A 15,042-nucleotide genomic window follows, 5' to 3' on the forward strand; every position below is an offset into this window, starting at 1 on the left:
CCCCGTCTTGTTTATTTACGGTGCTGTGGTAGTGTCCGGGTACACCTCAACTCATCGAGGTCCGTGAGAACCCCGCCTTTTCCTGGCGGGGTTTTGCTTTTTTGTGCAGAAAAAAGGAGTCTGCCTGAATCATGACCGCACCTTCCATCATTCTTACCCGTCTCGACGTGCAGCGTCTTGAGCAACTGATCGACCGTGTAGGCGAGGACTCGCCGGGTGTCGAAGCCCTTCAACACGAACTCGACCGCGCCGAAGAAGTGGTTGGCCACGATGAAGTGCCTGCGAATGTCGTGACCATGAACTCCAGCGTGCATTGCCGCGAGCAAAGCAGCGGAAAGGACTATCACCTGACTCTGGTTTACCCCAAGGATGCCAACGCCGACGAAGGCAAGATTTCGATCCTGGCACCGGTAGGCAGTGCGTTGCTTGGCTTGCAAGTGGGCCAGCATATCGACTGGCCGGCTCCCGGCGGCAAGACTCTCAAGCTCAAGTTGCTCAAAGTGGAAGGCCAGCCCAAAGACGGCGGCGCTTTCTCGCTTTAAATCTGGTTCAGTGCTTCATTGAGCGCTTGCTCCAGCTCGGCCTTGTAGCGCAGGTACAAATTGCTCGGGCTTTGCACATCACCGATCAGACCCGACAGGTCCAGATCAGTGATATAGCAGCGGTAGCGCTCGGTTTCGCGACGCTGCCCGACGATCTCCTGGGCGACCACTGCAAACAGCTGGTCGCCAAATTCCAGTTCGGAAAACTCCCGCTGATTGCAGTACAGGGTAATCCCCACTTGGCCCGGCGCCGCCTTGCCGATAATCGCCTGCACGTCATAAAACGGCTTGTTGGCCGGATTTTGTGGTGGTGGCCGAGGCTCTATGCCGCGTGCACGGTTATTGCCTGACGGTAATAGTTGGTAGTACAGGGTTTGCACCGCGCCCAGCGGCTCCTGTGGGTCCAGCGGCGACAGCGCGTCCCGGCGATAGATGATCGATTGCAGGAAGCGCTGCAGCGGTGCCAACAGGCTCTGCTCGTCATGAAACGGCAGGCGCTGCTGCCAGAGCGCGTTGAACTCATCCAGCACATACAGCTCGGCGAAGCCTTCATTGACCCGGTAGAACACTTGCACGCAATCGGCCATACCCATGGGCAAAAGCAGCGCCAGGTCGTGGTCCTCCAGGGCCATGGCATCCAGGTGCAGCGGGCTGTAGCTGGCCAGTTCTTCGCTGAGGTAGGCGATCAGTGCATCCTGGGTCGCCAGTGATACGTGGGTGGCCTGGCCGGGCATCAACTCCATCACGTGATAGTGCTGTTGCACCTGGAGCAAGTAGCGGTGATTGCCCTGCCCCAGCAGCAGGTTCTGCGCCGTGTCGAAGATTTCTTCTACGCGCTGGGCAATGAACTGCGCACGGTTGTGACAGAAGCAGCGCACCCGTAGCCGCGGCAGGTGATCCGATGGCAGCTGGTTGAGGTAGTCGCGCAGGCAATCGAGCAGAGCATGGGGGCCGTCGTAGCGGCTGACCATCACCTCGTTCCAGCTATTGAGGGTGACCTGGTCGAGGGTCAGCACCAGGTTGTCGCGCACACCGGCGTAGCTCAGGGAGTCGGTGCGCTCGGTGGTCATCAGGATATTCAGGTCGCGGTGATGCTTGAGCGGGTCGACGCCGACGTTGATCAACAGCAATACCTCTTCGGGCACCGCTGAGCGTAACAGGCGTTCTTCAGCGACGCTGGGCAAGGGCAGGGCAATGCTCTGCTGCAGGCTGCCCAGCAGGTTGAATAGCTCGAACTCGGTCATGTCGCTGGTGCCCGGGTGCAGCGCCAGGCGAGTGCTGCTGTCGATCACGCCGTTGCGGTGGCACCAGGTCAGCATTTCCAGCAAATCGCGGCTGCGCTTGATCGGCGCAAAGTGCTCCCATTCCAGGGCGGTGAGGTTGCCGTTGTACAGCCCCCAATGGTGCTGGCCCGGCTCTTTGCGGTTGGGCGATTGCACCAGGGTCAGGGTGTCTTCGGCCAGGTCCGGGGCGATGCCGGGGTTGATGAACTCGACTTTGCCGGCTTTACGCTCGAACGCAGCATATAGGCGGCGGCCGAGCACATTGAGGTCACGCTTATTGATCAGGCTGACTGTCTGTTCGCTGCGGGCGAATTGCGTCAGGAAGCGATAGCTGTAGTTCAGCTCACTGACCAATGCGCGACGCTCGGAAGCGACCTGGCGCACTTTCCATTGGCTGCGGCTGTCCAGCAGGGCCAATTGGCGCGGGTTCCAGCCCCACTCCTGGGCCAGGCGCTCCAGCAACAGGTGCTGCCAGCTAGAGCTACGCTGGCCAGCGCTGAGCTTGCGGTTGACCTTTAAATACAGCGCTCGCCTTACCAGCTCCAGGCGCTCCGGTTCGTTGCGGACCTTGAGGTATTCCTCGATGCGGCGATAGACCACGATGTAAGGGTCCAGCTCATCCAGATCCATCTGGTTGGCGAACACCGCCTGCTTGAAGCGCAGGCTCAGGCACTGCACGTTTGGGTGCTCGCTGGCATAAACCTCGGTCAGCAGCAGCTTGAGCACTGACTTGTAGGGCGACTCGATGCCTTTGAACAGCTGCCACAACCCGGCGCCGATGAATTCGCCCGGAGGGATGCGTGCCAGGTGGCCTAGGTCAAGGGTTTCATCGGCGCGTATAAAGCGCTTGGAGATCAGCGTGTGGGTGAATTCGGCGTAGCGGTTTTCTTCGTAGACGGGCACCAGCCACCAGATCGGTGTACGGCCAGCCAGCCAGATGGCGGTGCGGTAGAACTCGTCCAGCAGCAGGTAATGCTGGGTGGTGCCGCAGTCGTCGGAGCTCAGTTGGGTGTCGCGCTCACCCAGTACGAAGCGCGTCGGCTCAATCAGGAAAAAATGTGCCTCGGCGCCCATGCTCAAGGCCCAGGCCTCCAGCAACTGGCATTTCTTGCGCAGCTCGGCCAGTTCGCTTTCGTCCAGGTCGGCGGCGTGGCACACCCACACATCCATATCGCTCTGGTCTGCCTGGGCCAGGGTGCCGAGGCTGCCCATCAGGAACAGGCCATGGATCGGACGGGGCGGGTTGCCATGGCGCGGCTTGTAGGAGAATGAACGGGTCAGGCGCTGGGCTTCGGTCAGGGCCTGGGCATCAGGCTCGAAGTTCGACAGCCCGGCCGGTGTACTGCCCGACACATAGCCTGGCAGGAGCGGGTGATTGACGTGGAAAAACAGCGGCAACAGTGTCAGTACGCTTTGCTGGCGCGGCGTTAGCCCCTCGATGGCGCGGGCCATGCGGCCTTCGTTGAGGGCCATGAAGCGCGCGCGCAGCTGAGCCAGCACCTTGCGGTCGATGCCTTCGTCCAGGTCGGGGCGGATTTCATGGGTGCGGGTCATGTCAAACTCGGTGGCTCGCAAGGCCCAACATGGGCGGCCGTGTAGGAGTTTACAGTCAGAAGCGTAGGAGGTTTAGAGGGAAATGTTTTTTGACGTCAGAATTTTCTCGCGTCCACAGCAGCGCCCTCGGAATCCGCAAGGGGCGGACTCCATGGGCGGTATCAGGTGTCAGGCGGCTTCTTTGCTTGTCGCGGTGCTCAAGATCGTCAGCAGGGTTTGCGCTTGCTCGGCGGCGTCTCGGCCAAGGCTGGTCAGATAGCCTCCGTCCGGCTGGTCGATCAGCTTTTTCTCGAACAGGCGTTTGGCCGCGGCGATGGCAGTGGGAGCGGCAGTCTGGTGGACTTTCAGACCTTCCTGGGAGCTGCCCAGGTTGAAGAGTGCAAGGATTTCCAGTTCGGCAACCAACTCAGGGGTATACGACATAAGGACTCCAGACTTTCTAAGAATTTATTAGAGGCTAGCAGGCCATAAGGTGAACGCACTTTGGCAGGCTGTCCAGTGAGAAAGTCATGGGTATTGATATGCCGCAGATTTGTGGCGAGGAAGCAGGCTTCCCGGCCACGCAGAGGGGGGCTTCAGTCGTTTTCCGGCGGCAATTCCGGCAGCGCCCGCAGGGCTGTCTCATACCATTGGGTATCGAATGCACGGTCTTCGTCGAGCATCTGGTCGATTTCAACCGCCAGCACATGGGCCATGAGATTCAGAATCTCCTCGCGCTCGTAACCTACCAGGGTCAGCTTGTTGAACGTGGCCTTGGCGGCAGGCGGAGTGTCGCTTTCGATCTGATTCTCGATGGCTTCGATCAGTGTACTTTCGGTGAACGCTTCTTCGTCGCTGTCGATATCGGTCGGCTCGCTCATGGCAGGCTCCTCAAGGAAAGGGCGCCAGTCTAACTCCATTCAGGCCGGTGATGCTGCTGGTCAGGGCGGGCCCGGGCATCTATAACTCTTGCGGCCAACCCCGCACACGGCCTGGAGGCTTTGCGATGCTCAAGCTTTACGGATTTTCGGTCAGTAACTACTACAACATGGTGAAACTGGCGCTGCTGGAGAAGGGGCTACCGTTCGAAGAGGTGCCTTTTTACGCCGGGCAAACCCCTGAGGCGCTTGCCGTCAGTCCGCGAGGCAAGGTGCCGGTACTGGGGGTGAAGCAGGGTTTCGTCAATGAAACCAGCGTGATCCTCGAATACATCGAGCAAACCCAGGAGGGCCGTTCGCTGCTGCCTGCTGATCCTTTTCAGCGTGCCCAGGTGCTGGCGTTGTGCCGGGAAATCGAGCTGTACATCGAACTGCCCGCCCGCGCGTGTTTCGCCGAGGCGTTTTTCGGCATGCAGGTGCCGGACGCTATCAAGGAGAAATCCAAGGCTGAGTTGCTGCTGGGGATCGGTTCTTTAGGTCGGCACGGCAAGTTCGCGCCTTATGTGGCAGGGGAGAGCTTTACGATTGCGGATCTGTATTTCATGTATAGCGTGAACCTCGCCTGTGCCGTGGGCGAGAAGTTGTTTGGCCTGGACCTGTTGGCTGAACTCCCGGCGGCCAAAGTGTTGCTGGAGCGGCTGCATGCCATGCCCAATGCGCAGAAGGTGGCGGCGGACAGGGAAGCCGCGATGCCGGCGTTCATGGCGATGGTTGCGGCCAAAAAGTGATCCAGTGTGGGAGGGGGTTGCCCCCTCCCTCATTTTTCAGCGGCTGGCGAGGAGGGCCTGGCCGCGCGCGACGGCTGCCTTCACCTGCGCCGGTGCGGTGCCGCCCACGTGGTTACGGGCATTCACCGAGCCTTCCAGGGTCAGCACGGCAAACACGTCCTGCTCGATCTGGTCGCTGAACTGGCGCAGTTCTTCCAGGCTCATTTCCGCCAGGTCCTTGCCGGTGTCCACGCCGTATTTCACGGCATGGCCGACGATTTCGTGGCAGTCGCGGAACGGCAGGCCACGGCGTACCAGGTAGTCCGCCAGGTCCGTCGCGGTGGAGAACCCACGCAGGGCCGCTTCACGCATGATCGCGTGCTTGGGCTTGATCGCGGGGATCATGTCGGCAAAGGCACGCAGCGAATCACGTAGGGTGTCGGCGGCGTCGAACAGCGGTTCCTTGTCTTCCTGGTTGTCCTTGTTGTAGGCCAAGGGCTGGCCTTTCATCAGGGTCAGCAGGCCCATCAGTGCGCCGAATACGCGGCCGCTCTTGCCACGCACCAGCTCGGGCACGTCGGGGTTTTTCTTTTGCGGCATGATCGAGCTACCGGTGCAGAAGCGATCCGGCAGGTCGATGAACTGGAATTGCGCGCTGGTCCACAACACCAGTTCTTCGGAGAAACGCGACAGGTGCATCATCGCGATACTGGCGGCGGCGCAGAATTCGATGGCGAAATCGCGGTCCGACACGCCGTCCAGGGAGTTGCCGCCCACGGCATCGAAGCCCAGCAGTTGTGCGGTGTATTCGCGGTCGATCGGGTAGGTGGTGCCGGCCAGCGCGGCGCTACCCAAGGGCATGCGGTTGGCGCGCTTGCGGCAATCCACCAGGCGCTCGTAGTCGCGGCTGAGCATTTCGAACCAGGCCAGCAAGTGGTGGCCGAAGGTGACAGGCTGGGCGGTTTGCAGGTGGGTGAAACCGGGCATGATGGTGTCCGATTCGCGCTCGGCCTGTTCCAGCAAGCCTTTCTGCAGGCGAGTTATTTCGGCCAGGATCAGGTCGATTTCATCGCGCAGCCACAGGCGGATATCGGTGGCCACCTGGTCATTGCGGCTGCGCCCGGTGTGCAGTTTCTTGCCGGTCACGCCGATGCGGTCGGTGAGGCGGGCCTCGATATTCATGTGCACGTCTTCCAGGTCGACGCGCCAGTCGAACGTACCGGCTTCGATCTCACCGCGAATGGTGGTCAGGCCGTCGATGATGCTGTCGCGCTCGGCGTCGGTCAGCACGCCGACCTTGGCCAGCATCGTGGCGTGGGCGATCGAGCCCATGATGTCGTGGCGGTACAGGCGCTGGTCGAAGGTGACGGAGGCGGTGAAGCGGGCGACGAAGGCGTCGACGGGTTCACTGAAGCGGCCGCCCCAGGACTGGTTGGTCTTGTCGGTGCTCATGGATTCGCTCGTGATCTGCTTAAAAGAGGCGTGGAGGTGTGCCGCCGATAATAACAGGGTTGCTCGTGGAGGCGGTGCTGTGGGTGGCCGGCATTTTTATTTGCGCGAAGGATGGCTAAGTGCCTTGCCGCCGAGCGCGTCCGGGAAGAGACTGGGGCCAGGTGCTTGTTGAAACGATATTTGACGATTGAGTAATGTCGTCTCAGCGAGCGTCTACAGTTGGACTGATAGTGTGTGAATGCACCAAAGTCGGGTGATGCGGTCATAACCCAGACTATCCATTAAAAAGGGGGGTATTCGGATTGTGTATCAGCAAACCCTACGACTATGCCCAAGGGCAGCAGGTTTTGGGCGCTATTGAACAGGTCCGGGTAAATATGCGTGCCGCTCTCAGGGCACTTTTTGCCGCTCGCGCTAGTCTTAGCGTGGATCGCTGTGACGCAAGTCACCGCACCTGTCTACGCTATCCTTGTGCGAGACTCACGCAGGAATCCAGCGCAATATGAATGTCCTGATCGTTGATGACGAACCCCAAGCCCGCGAGCGACTGAGCCGCCTGGTCAGTGAACTCGAGGGTTATACAGTCCTTGAACCGAGCGCCACCAACGGGGAGGAGGCGTTGACGTTGATCGATAGCCTCAAGCCGGATGTGGTGCTGCTCGATATCCGCATGCCCGGCCTTGATGGCCTGCAGGTCGCCGCCCGCCTGAGTGAGAGAGAATCACCTCCGTCGGTGGTGTTGTGCGCTGCCCAGGAAGAGTTTTCCGCGGAAGCGTTGGAAGCCAGTGGTGTCAGTTTCCTGGTCAAGCCGGCGACTGGCGACGCGTTGCTCAAGGCATTGAAAAAGGCCGAGCGCCCTAACCGGGTCCAACTCGCTGCCCTGACTCAACCTGCCGCCCAGAGTGGCAACGGGCCGCGCAGCCATATCAGTGCGCGTACGCGCAAGGGTATCGAGCTGATCCCCCTGAGCCAGGTGGTGTACTTCATTGCCGATCACAAGTACGTGACGCTGCGCCATGAAGCCGGTGAAGTCCTGCTCGATGAGCCGCTCAAGGCTCTTGAAGATGAGTTTGGCGACCGCTTTGTGCGAATCCACCGCAATGCGTTGGTGGCCCGCGAACGAATCGAGCGCCTGCAACGTACGCCCCTGGGGCACTTCCAGCTGTTCCTGAAAGGGCTCAATGGCGATGCCTTGATCGTCAGCCGACGCCATGTCGCCGGCGTGCGCAAGATGATGCAGCAGCTTTAGCCCAAGGGCTGTAGCGTGGACTGCAGTGCTTATCCCGGTGTGATGCGGCCAGGGAGGCCCCGCACTTGCTGATTCAAATCAAAGCGTATTTGCTTGAGCTGTTATTATCTGCCGTATCTATTCAGTACGGATTGATCCATGTCCTCTCGCGAAATCCGCATCGCCACTCGTAAAAGCGCCCTGGCCTTGTGGCAGGCCGAATACGTCAAAGCTCGCCTTGAAGAGGCCCATTCAGGTCTCAAGGTATCCTTGGTGCCCATGGTGAGTCGCGGCGACAAGCTGCTGGACTCGCCGCTGTCGAAGATTGGCGGTAAGGGCCTGTTCGTCAAGGAGCTGGAGACCGCGCTGCTGGAAAATGAAGCCGACATCGCCGTGCATTCGATGAAAGATGTGCCCATGGACTTCCCCGAAGGCCTGGGCCTTTTTTGCATCTGCGAGCGCGAAGACCCGCGCGATGCGTTCGTTTCCAATACCTATGCATCTCTGGATGAGCTGCCTTTGGGCAGCATCGTCGGCACTTCGAGCCTGCGTCGCCAGGCGCAGTTGTTGACCCGTCGTCCAGACCTGCAGATCCGCTTTCTGCGCGGCAACGTCAACACGCGCCTGGCCAAGCTGGATGCCGGCGAATATGACGCGATTATCCTCGCTGCGGCCGGGCTTATCCGCCTTGGCTTCGAAGACCGTATTACGTCAACGATCAGCGTTGAAGACAGCTTGCCCGCTGGCGGCCAGGGTGCGGTAGGTATTGAGTGCCGCACGGCAGACAGCGAAATCCACGCGTTGCTCAAACCCCTCGATCACCACGACACCGAAGTGCGCGTCACGGCCGAGCGCGCCCTGAACAAGCACCTCAACGGTGGCTGTCAGGTGCCGATCGCCTGCTACGCCGTGCTCGAAGGTGACACTCTGTGGCTGCGTGGCCTGGTTGGGGATCCGGCCGGTGGCACCCTGCTCACCGCCGAGATGCGCGGGCCACGGCGTGATGCGAGCGCCCTGGGTATCCAGGTGGCTGAAGAGCTGCTGGAAAAAGGCGCTGGCGCCATTCTGCAAAAAGTCTATGGCGAGGCCGGTCCGCAGTGACCGGCTGGCGTGTGCTGCTGACGCGGCCTGTCGAGGAGTCGAAGGCCCTGGCGGCGTCGTTGTCCGAAGCCGGCATTTTCAGCAGCAGCCTGCCCTTGCTGGAGATCGAGGCGTTGCCGGTCACGCCCGCACAACAGGCGGTTTTCCGCGACCTGGGCCGTTATTGCGCAGTGATCGTGGTGAGCAAACCGGCTGCGCGCCTGGGTTTGCAACAGCTGGAGCGACGCTGGCCGCAATTACCGTGGTTCAGCGTTGGCGCGGCGACCGCCCAGGTGCTGGCTGACCAGGGCCTTGACGTTCACTATCCGCCCACCGGTGATGACAGCGAAGCCTTGCTCGCCTTACCCGCCTTGCGCGAGGCTATTGCACGGCCTGGGGCACGGGTGTTGATCCTGCGGGGGGAGGGCGGTCGAGAACTGCTGGCTGAGCGTTTGCGCGAGCAAGGTGCTAGTGTCGACTATCTGGAGTTGTATCGCCGCTTCCTGCCGGCCTACGACGCCGGGGTACTGATGCAGCGCATCCAGTTGGAACGCTTGAACGGCCTGGTGGTCAGCAGTGGGCAGGGTTTCTTGCATCTGCAAGCCCTGGCCGGACCCGATTGGCCGCAGGTGGCCCGACTGCCGTTGTTCGTACCCAGCCCGCGAGTCTATGAGATGGCGCGGGACGCTGGGGCAGAAAATGTTGTGGATTGTCGCGGCGCGAGTGCTGCGGCTTTGTTAGTGGCGTTAGGCGGCTTTGTCTTATAAAAACATCCCGCCCCCACTCTCTGATACGCAAAGGACGGATACGTGAGCGATACAGCCTTGCCTAAAGATGAAACTCAGCCCGCGCTTGATGCGCCGGTCGAGACACCGGTCGCCGCGCCACGCCGTGGCAATGGCCTGGCAATCGTTGCCCTGCTGCTGGGCGCCGCGGGTGTTGCCGCTGGCGGTTGGGGGATCTGGCAGGTCCGTGCCCTGCAAGCCAGCAGCCAGCATCAATTGGGCCAGGTGCAGACCCTTGATGACCAGTCCCAGTCTCTCAAGCAAGGCCAGCAACAGTTGGCGGCACGCCTGGCACAGTTGCCGGGCGCTGATGAGCTGGAGGAGCGTCGCCGCCTGGTGGCCCAGTTGCAAGGTGATCAGCAGCGCCTGAACCAACGCCTGGAAACCGTGCTGGGGGCCAGCCGCAAGGACTGGCGCCTGGCTGAAGCCGAGCATCTGATCCGTCTGGCGAGTTTGCGACTGTCGGCCTTGCAGGATATCAACAGTGCTCAGTCGCTGGTCCAGGGCGCCGATGAGATCCTGCGCGAGCAGAATGATCCGGGGTCCTACGCTGCCCGCGAGCAACTGGCCAAGAGCCTGGCCGCGCTGCGCAGCACCGAGCAGCCGGACCGTACCGGGTTGTATCTGCAATTGGCGGCGTTGCGCGATCAGGTCGTGCAGCTGGCGGCGATTGCGCCGGAATACCAGCTTACGGAGCCGGCTTCCCAAGGGCGTCCAACCACGGACACTGACAACCGTTGGAGCCAATGGTGGGAACAGATTTCCCGTTACTTCCGCATCGATTTCAACCCCGATGACAACATTCGCCCGCTGCTGGCCGGCCAAGGCTTGAACCAGGTGCGTCTGGCCCTGAGCCTGGCCCTGGAGCAAGCTCAATGGGCCGCGCTCAATGGCGAGTCGGCGGTGTACAGCCGTTCGCTGGGTGAAGCGCGTAGCGTGTTGCAGGACAACTTCAACCAGGACAACCCCCAGAGCAAGGCGATGCTGGCACGGATCGCCGAGCTTGAGCCCAAGGCCGTCTCGGTGGTGACACCGGACCTGGCCGCGAGCCTGGCGGCCGTGCAGGCGTATCTCGAGCGTCGTCATCTGTCTGCTGACGAAGCCAAGGCTTCGGCTGGCACGCCGGCGACCCAGGAGTAGAGCCGATGAAGCGTTTCTATGTGATCCTGGTGCTGGCGATTGCGATCGCCCTGGCACTGGCCGTGGGCATCTCGAAACATACTGGCTACGTGCTGATTACCTATCCCCATGTGCTGCATTACGAATCGAGCCTGTGGGCCACCCTGGTGGCGGTGTTTGTCATCGTCCTGGCGATCTACCTGCTCCGCGTGTTGCTGAGCCTGGTGACCACCTCCGGGGGCGTGGTCAACCCATGGTCGCGCCGTAACCGCAGCCGTCGCGTACAAATTGCGATCGAACAGGGCCAGATGGACCTCGCCGAAGGGCGCTGGGCCAGTGCCGAGCGCCACCTGCACCGGGCTGCCGAAGCCGAGCGTCAACCGTTGCTGTATTACCTCGGCGCGGCCCGTGCGGCCAATGAGCAGGGGCGCTACGAAGAGTCGGACAGCTTGCTCGAGCGCGCCCTGGAGCGTCAGCCTCAAGCCGAGTTGGCGGTTGCCTTGAGCCATGCGCAATTGCAGACGGACCGCGGCGATACCGAGGGCGCCCTGGTGACCCTGCAGGCGATGCATGAGCGCCATCCCCATAACGCCCAGGTACTGCGTCAATTGCAGCGCCTGCATCAGCAGCGGGGCGACTGGTCGTCGGTCATTCGACTATTGCCCGAGTTGCGCAAAGACAAAGTCTTGCCCCCTGGTGAACTGGCCGAGCTGGAGCGTCGCGCCTGGGGTGAAAACCTGAGCCTGGCGGCCCAGCGGGAAGAGCAGGGCGAAGCCGGTTTGCAGTCCCTTGAACGGGCCTGGCAGCAACTGACCTCTGCCCAGCGTCAGGAGCCGCAGCTGGTGTTGGCCTACGCTGAGCAACTGCGTCAGTTAGGCGCGGATGCCAAGGCCGAGGAAGTGCTGCGGGGTGCGATCAAGCGCAGCTACGATAGCCATCTGATTCGGTTATACGGCCTGCTGCGAGGCAGTGACCCGGCGCGGCAACTGAAGTTTGCCGAAGGCTGGCTCAAGGACCACTCCGGTGACGCCAGCCTGCTGTTGACCCTGGGTCGCCTGTGCTTGCAGAACAGCCTGTGGGGCAAGGCACGGGACTACCTGGAAGGCAGCCTGCAGGTGCAGCGCAATCCCGAAGCCTGCGCCGAGTTGGCGCGACTGCTGGCCCAATTAGGCGACACTGAGCGCAGCAACCAGCTGTTCCAGGAAGGCCTGGGTCTGCTGGACAGTCGCCTGCTGGCCTCTCCATTGCCGGTACCGGCGCGGGTTTGAGGTAGGAAAAAGAGTGAGCGTTGGCTCGGAATTGTCTGGTAGCCAACGCTTCAATTTTGCCAATGGCCTCGGTTTAATGGGGCTCGTAATGTGTTCCTACGTATTCCTAGGTGATGCCCTTCGCGTTCTGACGGGATGTCCCTACGTTTTCGCGGAATCGTCTGCTCTAGCGTGTATTGAAAGGGCTCGGGCCTTTCCTCTACCGTAACGGCCTATCTCTTGCGTTACGGATCGACAATGTCTTTGGCCCCCTCACGCTCCCTGTTTTTGCTGGCGTTCATGGCAGGTGCGCTGACGTTGAGCGCATCGTTCTATCTGGAATATGGCGCGCTGCTTCGGCCCTGCTTCCTGTGCCAGGTGCAGCGGCTATTTTTAGCGGTCTTTACGCTGATCAACCTGAGTGCTGCCATTCATAACCCCAAGCGCTCTGGCGTCTTCCTTTACGGGTTGGCAAGCATGAGCTGTGCCGTGCTCGGCGCGACTGCCGCCGTACGCCAGGTGCTGCTGCAGAACAGCGTGCCGGATCAAGCCCCCGATTGTTGGCCCAGCGCACAGGACATGATTGAAAACCTGTCGCTTGAGGATGCGGTGCGCTCGGTGTTCAAAGGCACCGTCGATTGCATGGAGATAAACTGGACCCTGTTCGACCTAAGCCTTCCGGAGTGGAGCCTGTTGTTCTTCGTGGCGATGCTGATCCTGGGAGGCGTGCAGTTTTCGCGGCTGTTGTTCAGTCAGCGTTTAAGCTTGGCAAGGCACTGAAAACAGCTCAAAAGCTGTAGGACGGGATTAAACACTTGTATGAACTTTCTCTCCTGCGTACCTTGAAGCCATAGTCATGCGGGCATAATCTGGCCCGCAGGCGTTATGAAACTGTTAGCCAGATGCTGCCTTGTCCGGCCGCCGCTTTATCCTTGAAGTGTTGCGCGGGCACAGCGCGGCAGCGCCCCCAATAGGGAAGAGAGATCATCATGCTGGAAAGTTGTCAGAATGCTCAGGAACGCTGGGGTGGGGTGCACAAGCTGATCGACAGCTGGTTGAAAGCACGTCACGAACTGGTTCGGGCCTTTGATGCTCTTGGCGCCAAGCCTGAGTCTCTGGCTGAGAATCGCAAGCCGTTGCAGGAATTCTGTGGCGTGTTGGTGGACTACGCGTCGGCTGGCCATTTCGGTGTCTATGAGCAGCTGACCAAAGAGGCGGAAGCCTTCGATGATCAGCGTGGGCTGGAACTGGCCGAGACTCTTTACCCGCGCATTGATGTCATCACTGAGAAATTGCTGGCGTTCACCGATCTGTGTGATGCCGGCCAATGTGTTGCCGAGAAATTCAAGGAGTTGGGTGGCCTGCTCCATGAACGTTTCGAACTGGAAGATTGCCTGATCGAAGTACTCCACAACGCCCATAAGGAAGAGACGGCCACCCAGGCCTGACCTTTGCTGGCGAGATAAAAAAACGGTGCGCATGGCGCACCGTTTTTTATTGGGTCAGTGGCGAGTACCGAGCAACTCGATCTCGAATACCAACGGTGTGTAAGGCGGGATCAATTCGCCGGCCCCGTCGGCGCCATACGCTTGTGCCGAGGGGATCACCAGTCGCCATTTCGCGCCGATAGGCATCTGTTGCAACGCACTGCGCCAGCCGTCGATCACACTGTCCAGGCGGAACCATTGAGGCTGGGTGCTCTGATCGAACACCGTACCATCGGGTAAACGCCCCACGTATTTCACTTGCACCTCATCGCTGGCCAATGGTTTGTTGCCATTGCCGGGCGTCAGCTCTGTGAGCAGGATGCCATCCGCCAATTCGCGCACACCGGTTGCCGATTTTTCCTTGGTTAAAAATTGCTGTTCCGCCGCCAGCGCCTTTTCACTTTTTGGAACCTGTGTGTCGGCTTCACTCTGTTCTTCGTGCTGGGCCAGAATCTGTTCGATGCGTGCGTTATCCAGTGCCAGTGGCTTGCCTTGATACGCTTGCTTGAGGCCCTCGACCAGCGCCTGGATCTGCAGGTCGGGGACCTCCTGGCGCAGCCGTTCGCCGAGGCTGGCGCCCAGGCTGTACGCGAGGTCGTGCTGGTCCTGGGGTGAGGTTTTGGGCGGCGACTGCTCGCTTGCATTGGCCCCGCCAAGCACCAAGCCAAGCACAAGAAAAAGGTAACGCGACATACGCATGTCTCCCGCCGAAAGTGCGACGGATTATGCCAGTGTGATGAGGTAAAAAGTGGCGTGGTCTTTCGTTATATCGATAAGAATTTTCGCACGGTGCAACGCAAGGCAAAGGATACTGTCAACATGCCCTAGCGGCGGTAAGAGCAGAGGGCTAGTATGAGCCGCACCCACGTCAGCCAGGAGGTAAACCATGTCGGCCAAACAGAAGCCTGTAAATACCCCGTTGCATTTACTCCAACAACTTTCGGGCAGCCTGCTCGAACATCTGGAAAGCGCATGTTCCCAAGCGTTGGCCGATGCAGAAAAACTGCTCGCCAAACTGGAAAAACAACGCGGTAAAGCGCAAGAGAAGCTGCACAAATCCCGCACCAAACTGCAAGACGCCGCCACTGCCGGCAAGGCCAAGGCACAAGCCAAAGCCAAAGACGCTGTCAAAGAACTTGAGGACCTGCTGGACGCCCTCAAGGATCGCCAAGCCGAAACCCGCACCTACATTTCCCAACTCAAAAAAGATGCTCAAGAAAGCCTGAAATTGGCCCAGGGCGTTGGTCGTGTGAAGGAAGCTGTATCTAAAGTGCTCGGCGCTCGTACCCCTGCAAAAGCTGTAGCGACCAGCGCGGCGAAAAAACCGGCGAGCAAAGCTGTTGCAGCGAAGGCGCCGACTAAAGGGGCTGCCAAGCCAGTGGCTAAAACCGCTGCTGTAAAACCAGCCGCCAAGCCAGCTGCTAAAACTGCTGCTGCAAAACCAGCCGCCAAGCCAGCTGCTAAAACCGCTGCTGCAAAACCAGCCGCTAAGCCAGCTGTTAAAGCCACTGCTGCAAAACCAGCCGCCAAGCCAGCTGCCAAAACCGTTGCTGCAAAACCAGCCGCCAAGCCAGCTGTTAAAGCCACTGCTGCAAAACCAGCCGCTAAGCCAGCTGTTAAAGCCACTGCTGCAAAACCAGC

15 protein-coding genes are annotated in these 15,042 nt (G+C 60.3%); 10 read left to right on the forward strand and 5 right to left on the reverse strand.

Annotated elements, in window-relative coordinates; translation table 11 throughout:
- The first annotated feature begins 131 nt into the window (after positions 1–131).
- Positions 132–542 (forward strand): nucleoside diphosphate kinase regulator, encoded by a 411-nt coding sequence (rnk, locus tag ACODSV_RS01150; protein WP_024078061.1) that lies wholly within the window; start codon positions 132–134, stop codon positions 540–542.
- On the opposite strand, the gene ACODSV_RS01155 is transcribed toward rnk, so the two are convergent.
- From ACODSV_RS01155 to ACODSV_RS01165, 3 genes are all read right to left on the reverse strand, one after another.
- The gene (locus ACODSV_RS01155; protein ID WP_150054180.1) at positions 539–3,379 is read right to left on the reverse strand and encodes a class I adenylate cyclase; all 2,841 of its coding nucleotides are present in this window, start codon (positions 3,377–3,379) and stop codon (positions 539–541) included. The genes rnk and ACODSV_RS01155 overlap by 4 nt on opposite strands.
- A gap of 168 nt (positions 3,380–3,547) precedes the next feature.
- Positions 3,548–3,802 carry a TIGR02647 family protein gene (locus tag ACODSV_RS01160; protein ID WP_024078059.1) on the reverse strand — a complete coding sequence of 85 codons (255 nt, stop codon included), beginning with the start codon at positions 3,800–3,802 and terminating at the stop codon, positions 3,548–3,550.
- Positions 3,803–3,954: 152 nt separating this feature from the next.
- Positions 3,955–4,239, reverse strand: a complete 285-nt coding sequence (locus ACODSV_RS01165; protein ID WP_024078058.1) for a hypothetical protein — start codon at positions 4,237–4,239, stop codon at positions 3,955–3,957.
- 125 nt (positions 4,240–4,364) lie between these two features.
- Here ACODSV_RS01165 and ACODSV_RS01170 point away from each other — a divergent pair, with 125 nt between their 5' ends.
- Positions 4,365–5,024, forward strand: a complete 660-nt coding sequence (locus ACODSV_RS01170; RefSeq protein WP_024078057.1) for a glutathione S-transferase family protein — start codon at positions 4,365–4,367, stop codon at positions 5,022–5,024.
- Positions 5,025–5,060: 36 nt separating this feature from the next.
- Here the strand turns inward: ACODSV_RS01170 and argH are convergent, their stop codons facing one another.
- Positions 5,061–6,455 (reverse strand): argininosuccinate lyase, encoded by a 1,395-nt coding sequence (argH, locus tag ACODSV_RS01175; RefSeq protein ID WP_073636689.1) that lies wholly within the window; start codon positions 6,453–6,455, stop codon positions 5,061–5,063.
- Positions 6,456–6,957: 502 nt separating this feature from the next.
- Between argH and ACODSV_RS01180 the strand changes: the two genes are divergently transcribed.
- The 7 genes from ACODSV_RS01180 to ACODSV_RS01210 all read left to right on the forward strand — a co-directional run bounded on the left by ACODSV_RS01180 (position 6,958) and on the right by ACODSV_RS01210 (position 13,362).
- Positions 6,958–7,704 carry a LytR/AlgR family response regulator transcription factor gene (locus ACODSV_RS01180; protein WP_024078055.1) on the forward strand — a complete coding sequence of 249 codons (747 nt, stop codon included), beginning with the start codon at positions 6,958–6,960 and terminating at the stop codon, positions 7,702–7,704.
- Positions 7,705–7,842: 138 nt separating this feature from the next.
- Positions 7,843–8,784: a hydroxymethylbilane synthase gene (hemC, locus tag ACODSV_RS01185; RefSeq protein WP_150054179.1), complete on the forward strand. Its 942-nt coding sequence runs from the start codon at positions 7,843–7,845 to the stop codon at positions 8,782–8,784.
- Complete coding sequence (locus ACODSV_RS01190) at positions 8,781–9,530, forward strand: uroporphyrinogen-III synthase (RefSeq protein ID WP_150095168.1); 750 nt, start codon at positions 8,781–8,783, stop codon at positions 9,528–9,530. Before hemC ends, ACODSV_RS01190 begins: the two co-directional genes overlap by 4 nt.
- A gap of 42 nt (positions 9,531–9,572) precedes the next feature.
- The gene (locus ACODSV_RS01195) at positions 9,573–10,688 is read left to right on the forward strand and encodes a uroporphyrinogen-III C-methyltransferase (RefSeq protein WP_024078052.1); all 1,116 of its coding nucleotides are present in this window, start codon (positions 9,573–9,575) and stop codon (positions 10,686–10,688) included.
- 5 nt (positions 10,689–10,693) lie between these two features.
- Positions 10,694–11,935, forward strand: coding sequence for a heme biosynthesis protein HemY (locus tag ACODSV_RS01200; protein ID WP_024078051.1), 1,242 nt, complete (start codon positions 10,694–10,696; stop codon positions 11,933–11,935).
- Positions 11,936–12,172: 237 nt separating this feature from the next.
- Positions 12,173–12,694 carry a disulfide bond formation protein B gene (locus tag ACODSV_RS01205; protein ID WP_024078050.1) on the forward strand — a complete coding sequence of 174 codons (522 nt, stop codon included), beginning with the start codon at positions 12,173–12,175 and terminating at the stop codon, positions 12,692–12,694.
- A gap of 209 nt (positions 12,695–12,903) precedes the next feature.
- Positions 12,904–13,362 (forward strand): Rsd/AlgQ family anti-sigma factor, encoded by a 459-nt coding sequence (locus tag ACODSV_RS01210; RefSeq protein ID WP_024078049.1) that lies wholly within the window; start codon positions 12,904–12,906, stop codon positions 13,360–13,362.
- A gap of 54 nt (positions 13,363–13,416) precedes the next feature.
- Here the strand turns inward: ACODSV_RS01210 and ACODSV_RS01215 are convergent, their stop codons facing one another.
- Positions 13,417–14,094 (reverse strand): FKBP-type peptidyl-prolyl cis-trans isomerase, encoded by a 678-nt coding sequence (locus tag ACODSV_RS01215; RefSeq protein ID WP_150054178.1) that lies wholly within the window; start codon positions 14,092–14,094, stop codon positions 13,417–13,419.
- Positions 14,095–14,287: 193 nt separating this feature from the next.
- Between ACODSV_RS01215 and ACODSV_RS01220 the strand changes: the two genes are divergently transcribed.
- Positions 14,288–15,042: AlgP family protein (locus tag ACODSV_RS01220; protein WP_489045229.1), on the forward strand; the 755-nt coding region annotated here is incomplete at its 3' end.

This window comes from Pseudomonas sp. FG86 (assembly GCF_057808775.1).

Bases quoted from the DNA above. Each gene is read 5' to 3' on its own strand.
- argH (WP_073636689.1), bottom strand. From the start codon at position 6,455: ATGAGCACCGACAAGACCAACCAGTCCTGGGGCGGCCGCTTCAGTGAA.
- rnk (WP_024078061.1), top strand. From the start codon at position 132: ATGACCGCACCTTCCATCATTCTTACCCGTCTCGACGTGCAGCGTCTT.
- ACODSV_RS01205 (WP_024078050.1), top strand. From the start codon at position 12,173: ATGTCTTTGGCCCCCTCACGCTCCCTGTTTTTGCTGGCGTTCATGGCA.
- ACODSV_RS01160 (WP_024078059.1), bottom strand. From the start codon at position 3,802: ATGTCGTATACCCCTGAGTTGGTTGCCGAACTGGAAATCCTTGCACTC.
- ACODSV_RS01155 (WP_150054180.1), bottom strand. From the start codon at position 3,379: ATGACCCGCACCCATGAAATCCGCCCCGACCTGGACGAAGGCATCGAC.
- ACODSV_RS01170 (WP_024078057.1), top strand. From the start codon at position 4,365: ATGCTCAAGCTTTACGGATTTTCGGTCAGTAACTACTACAACATGGTG.
- hemC (WP_150054179.1), top strand. From the start codon at position 7,843: ATGTCCTCTCGCGAAATCCGCATCGCCACTCGTAAAAGCGCCCTGGCC.
- ACODSV_RS01210 (WP_024078049.1), top strand. From the start codon at position 12,904: ATGCTGGAAAGTTGTCAGAATGCTCAGGAACGCTGGGGTGGGGTGCAC.
- ACODSV_RS01215 (WP_150054178.1), bottom strand. From the start codon at position 14,094: ATGTCGCGTTACCTTTTTCTTGTGCTTGGCTTGGTGCTTGGCGGGGCC.
- ACODSV_RS01165 (WP_024078058.1), bottom strand. From the start codon at position 4,239: ATGAGCGAGCCGACCGATATCGACAGCGACGAAGAAGCGTTCACCGAA.
- ACODSV_RS01180 (WP_024078055.1), top strand. From the start codon at position 6,958: ATGAATGTCCTGATCGTTGATGACGAACCCCAAGCCCGCGAGCGACTG.
- ACODSV_RS01200 (WP_024078051.1), top strand. From the start codon at position 10,694: ATGAAGCGTTTCTATGTGATCCTGGTGCTGGCGATTGCGATCGCCCTG.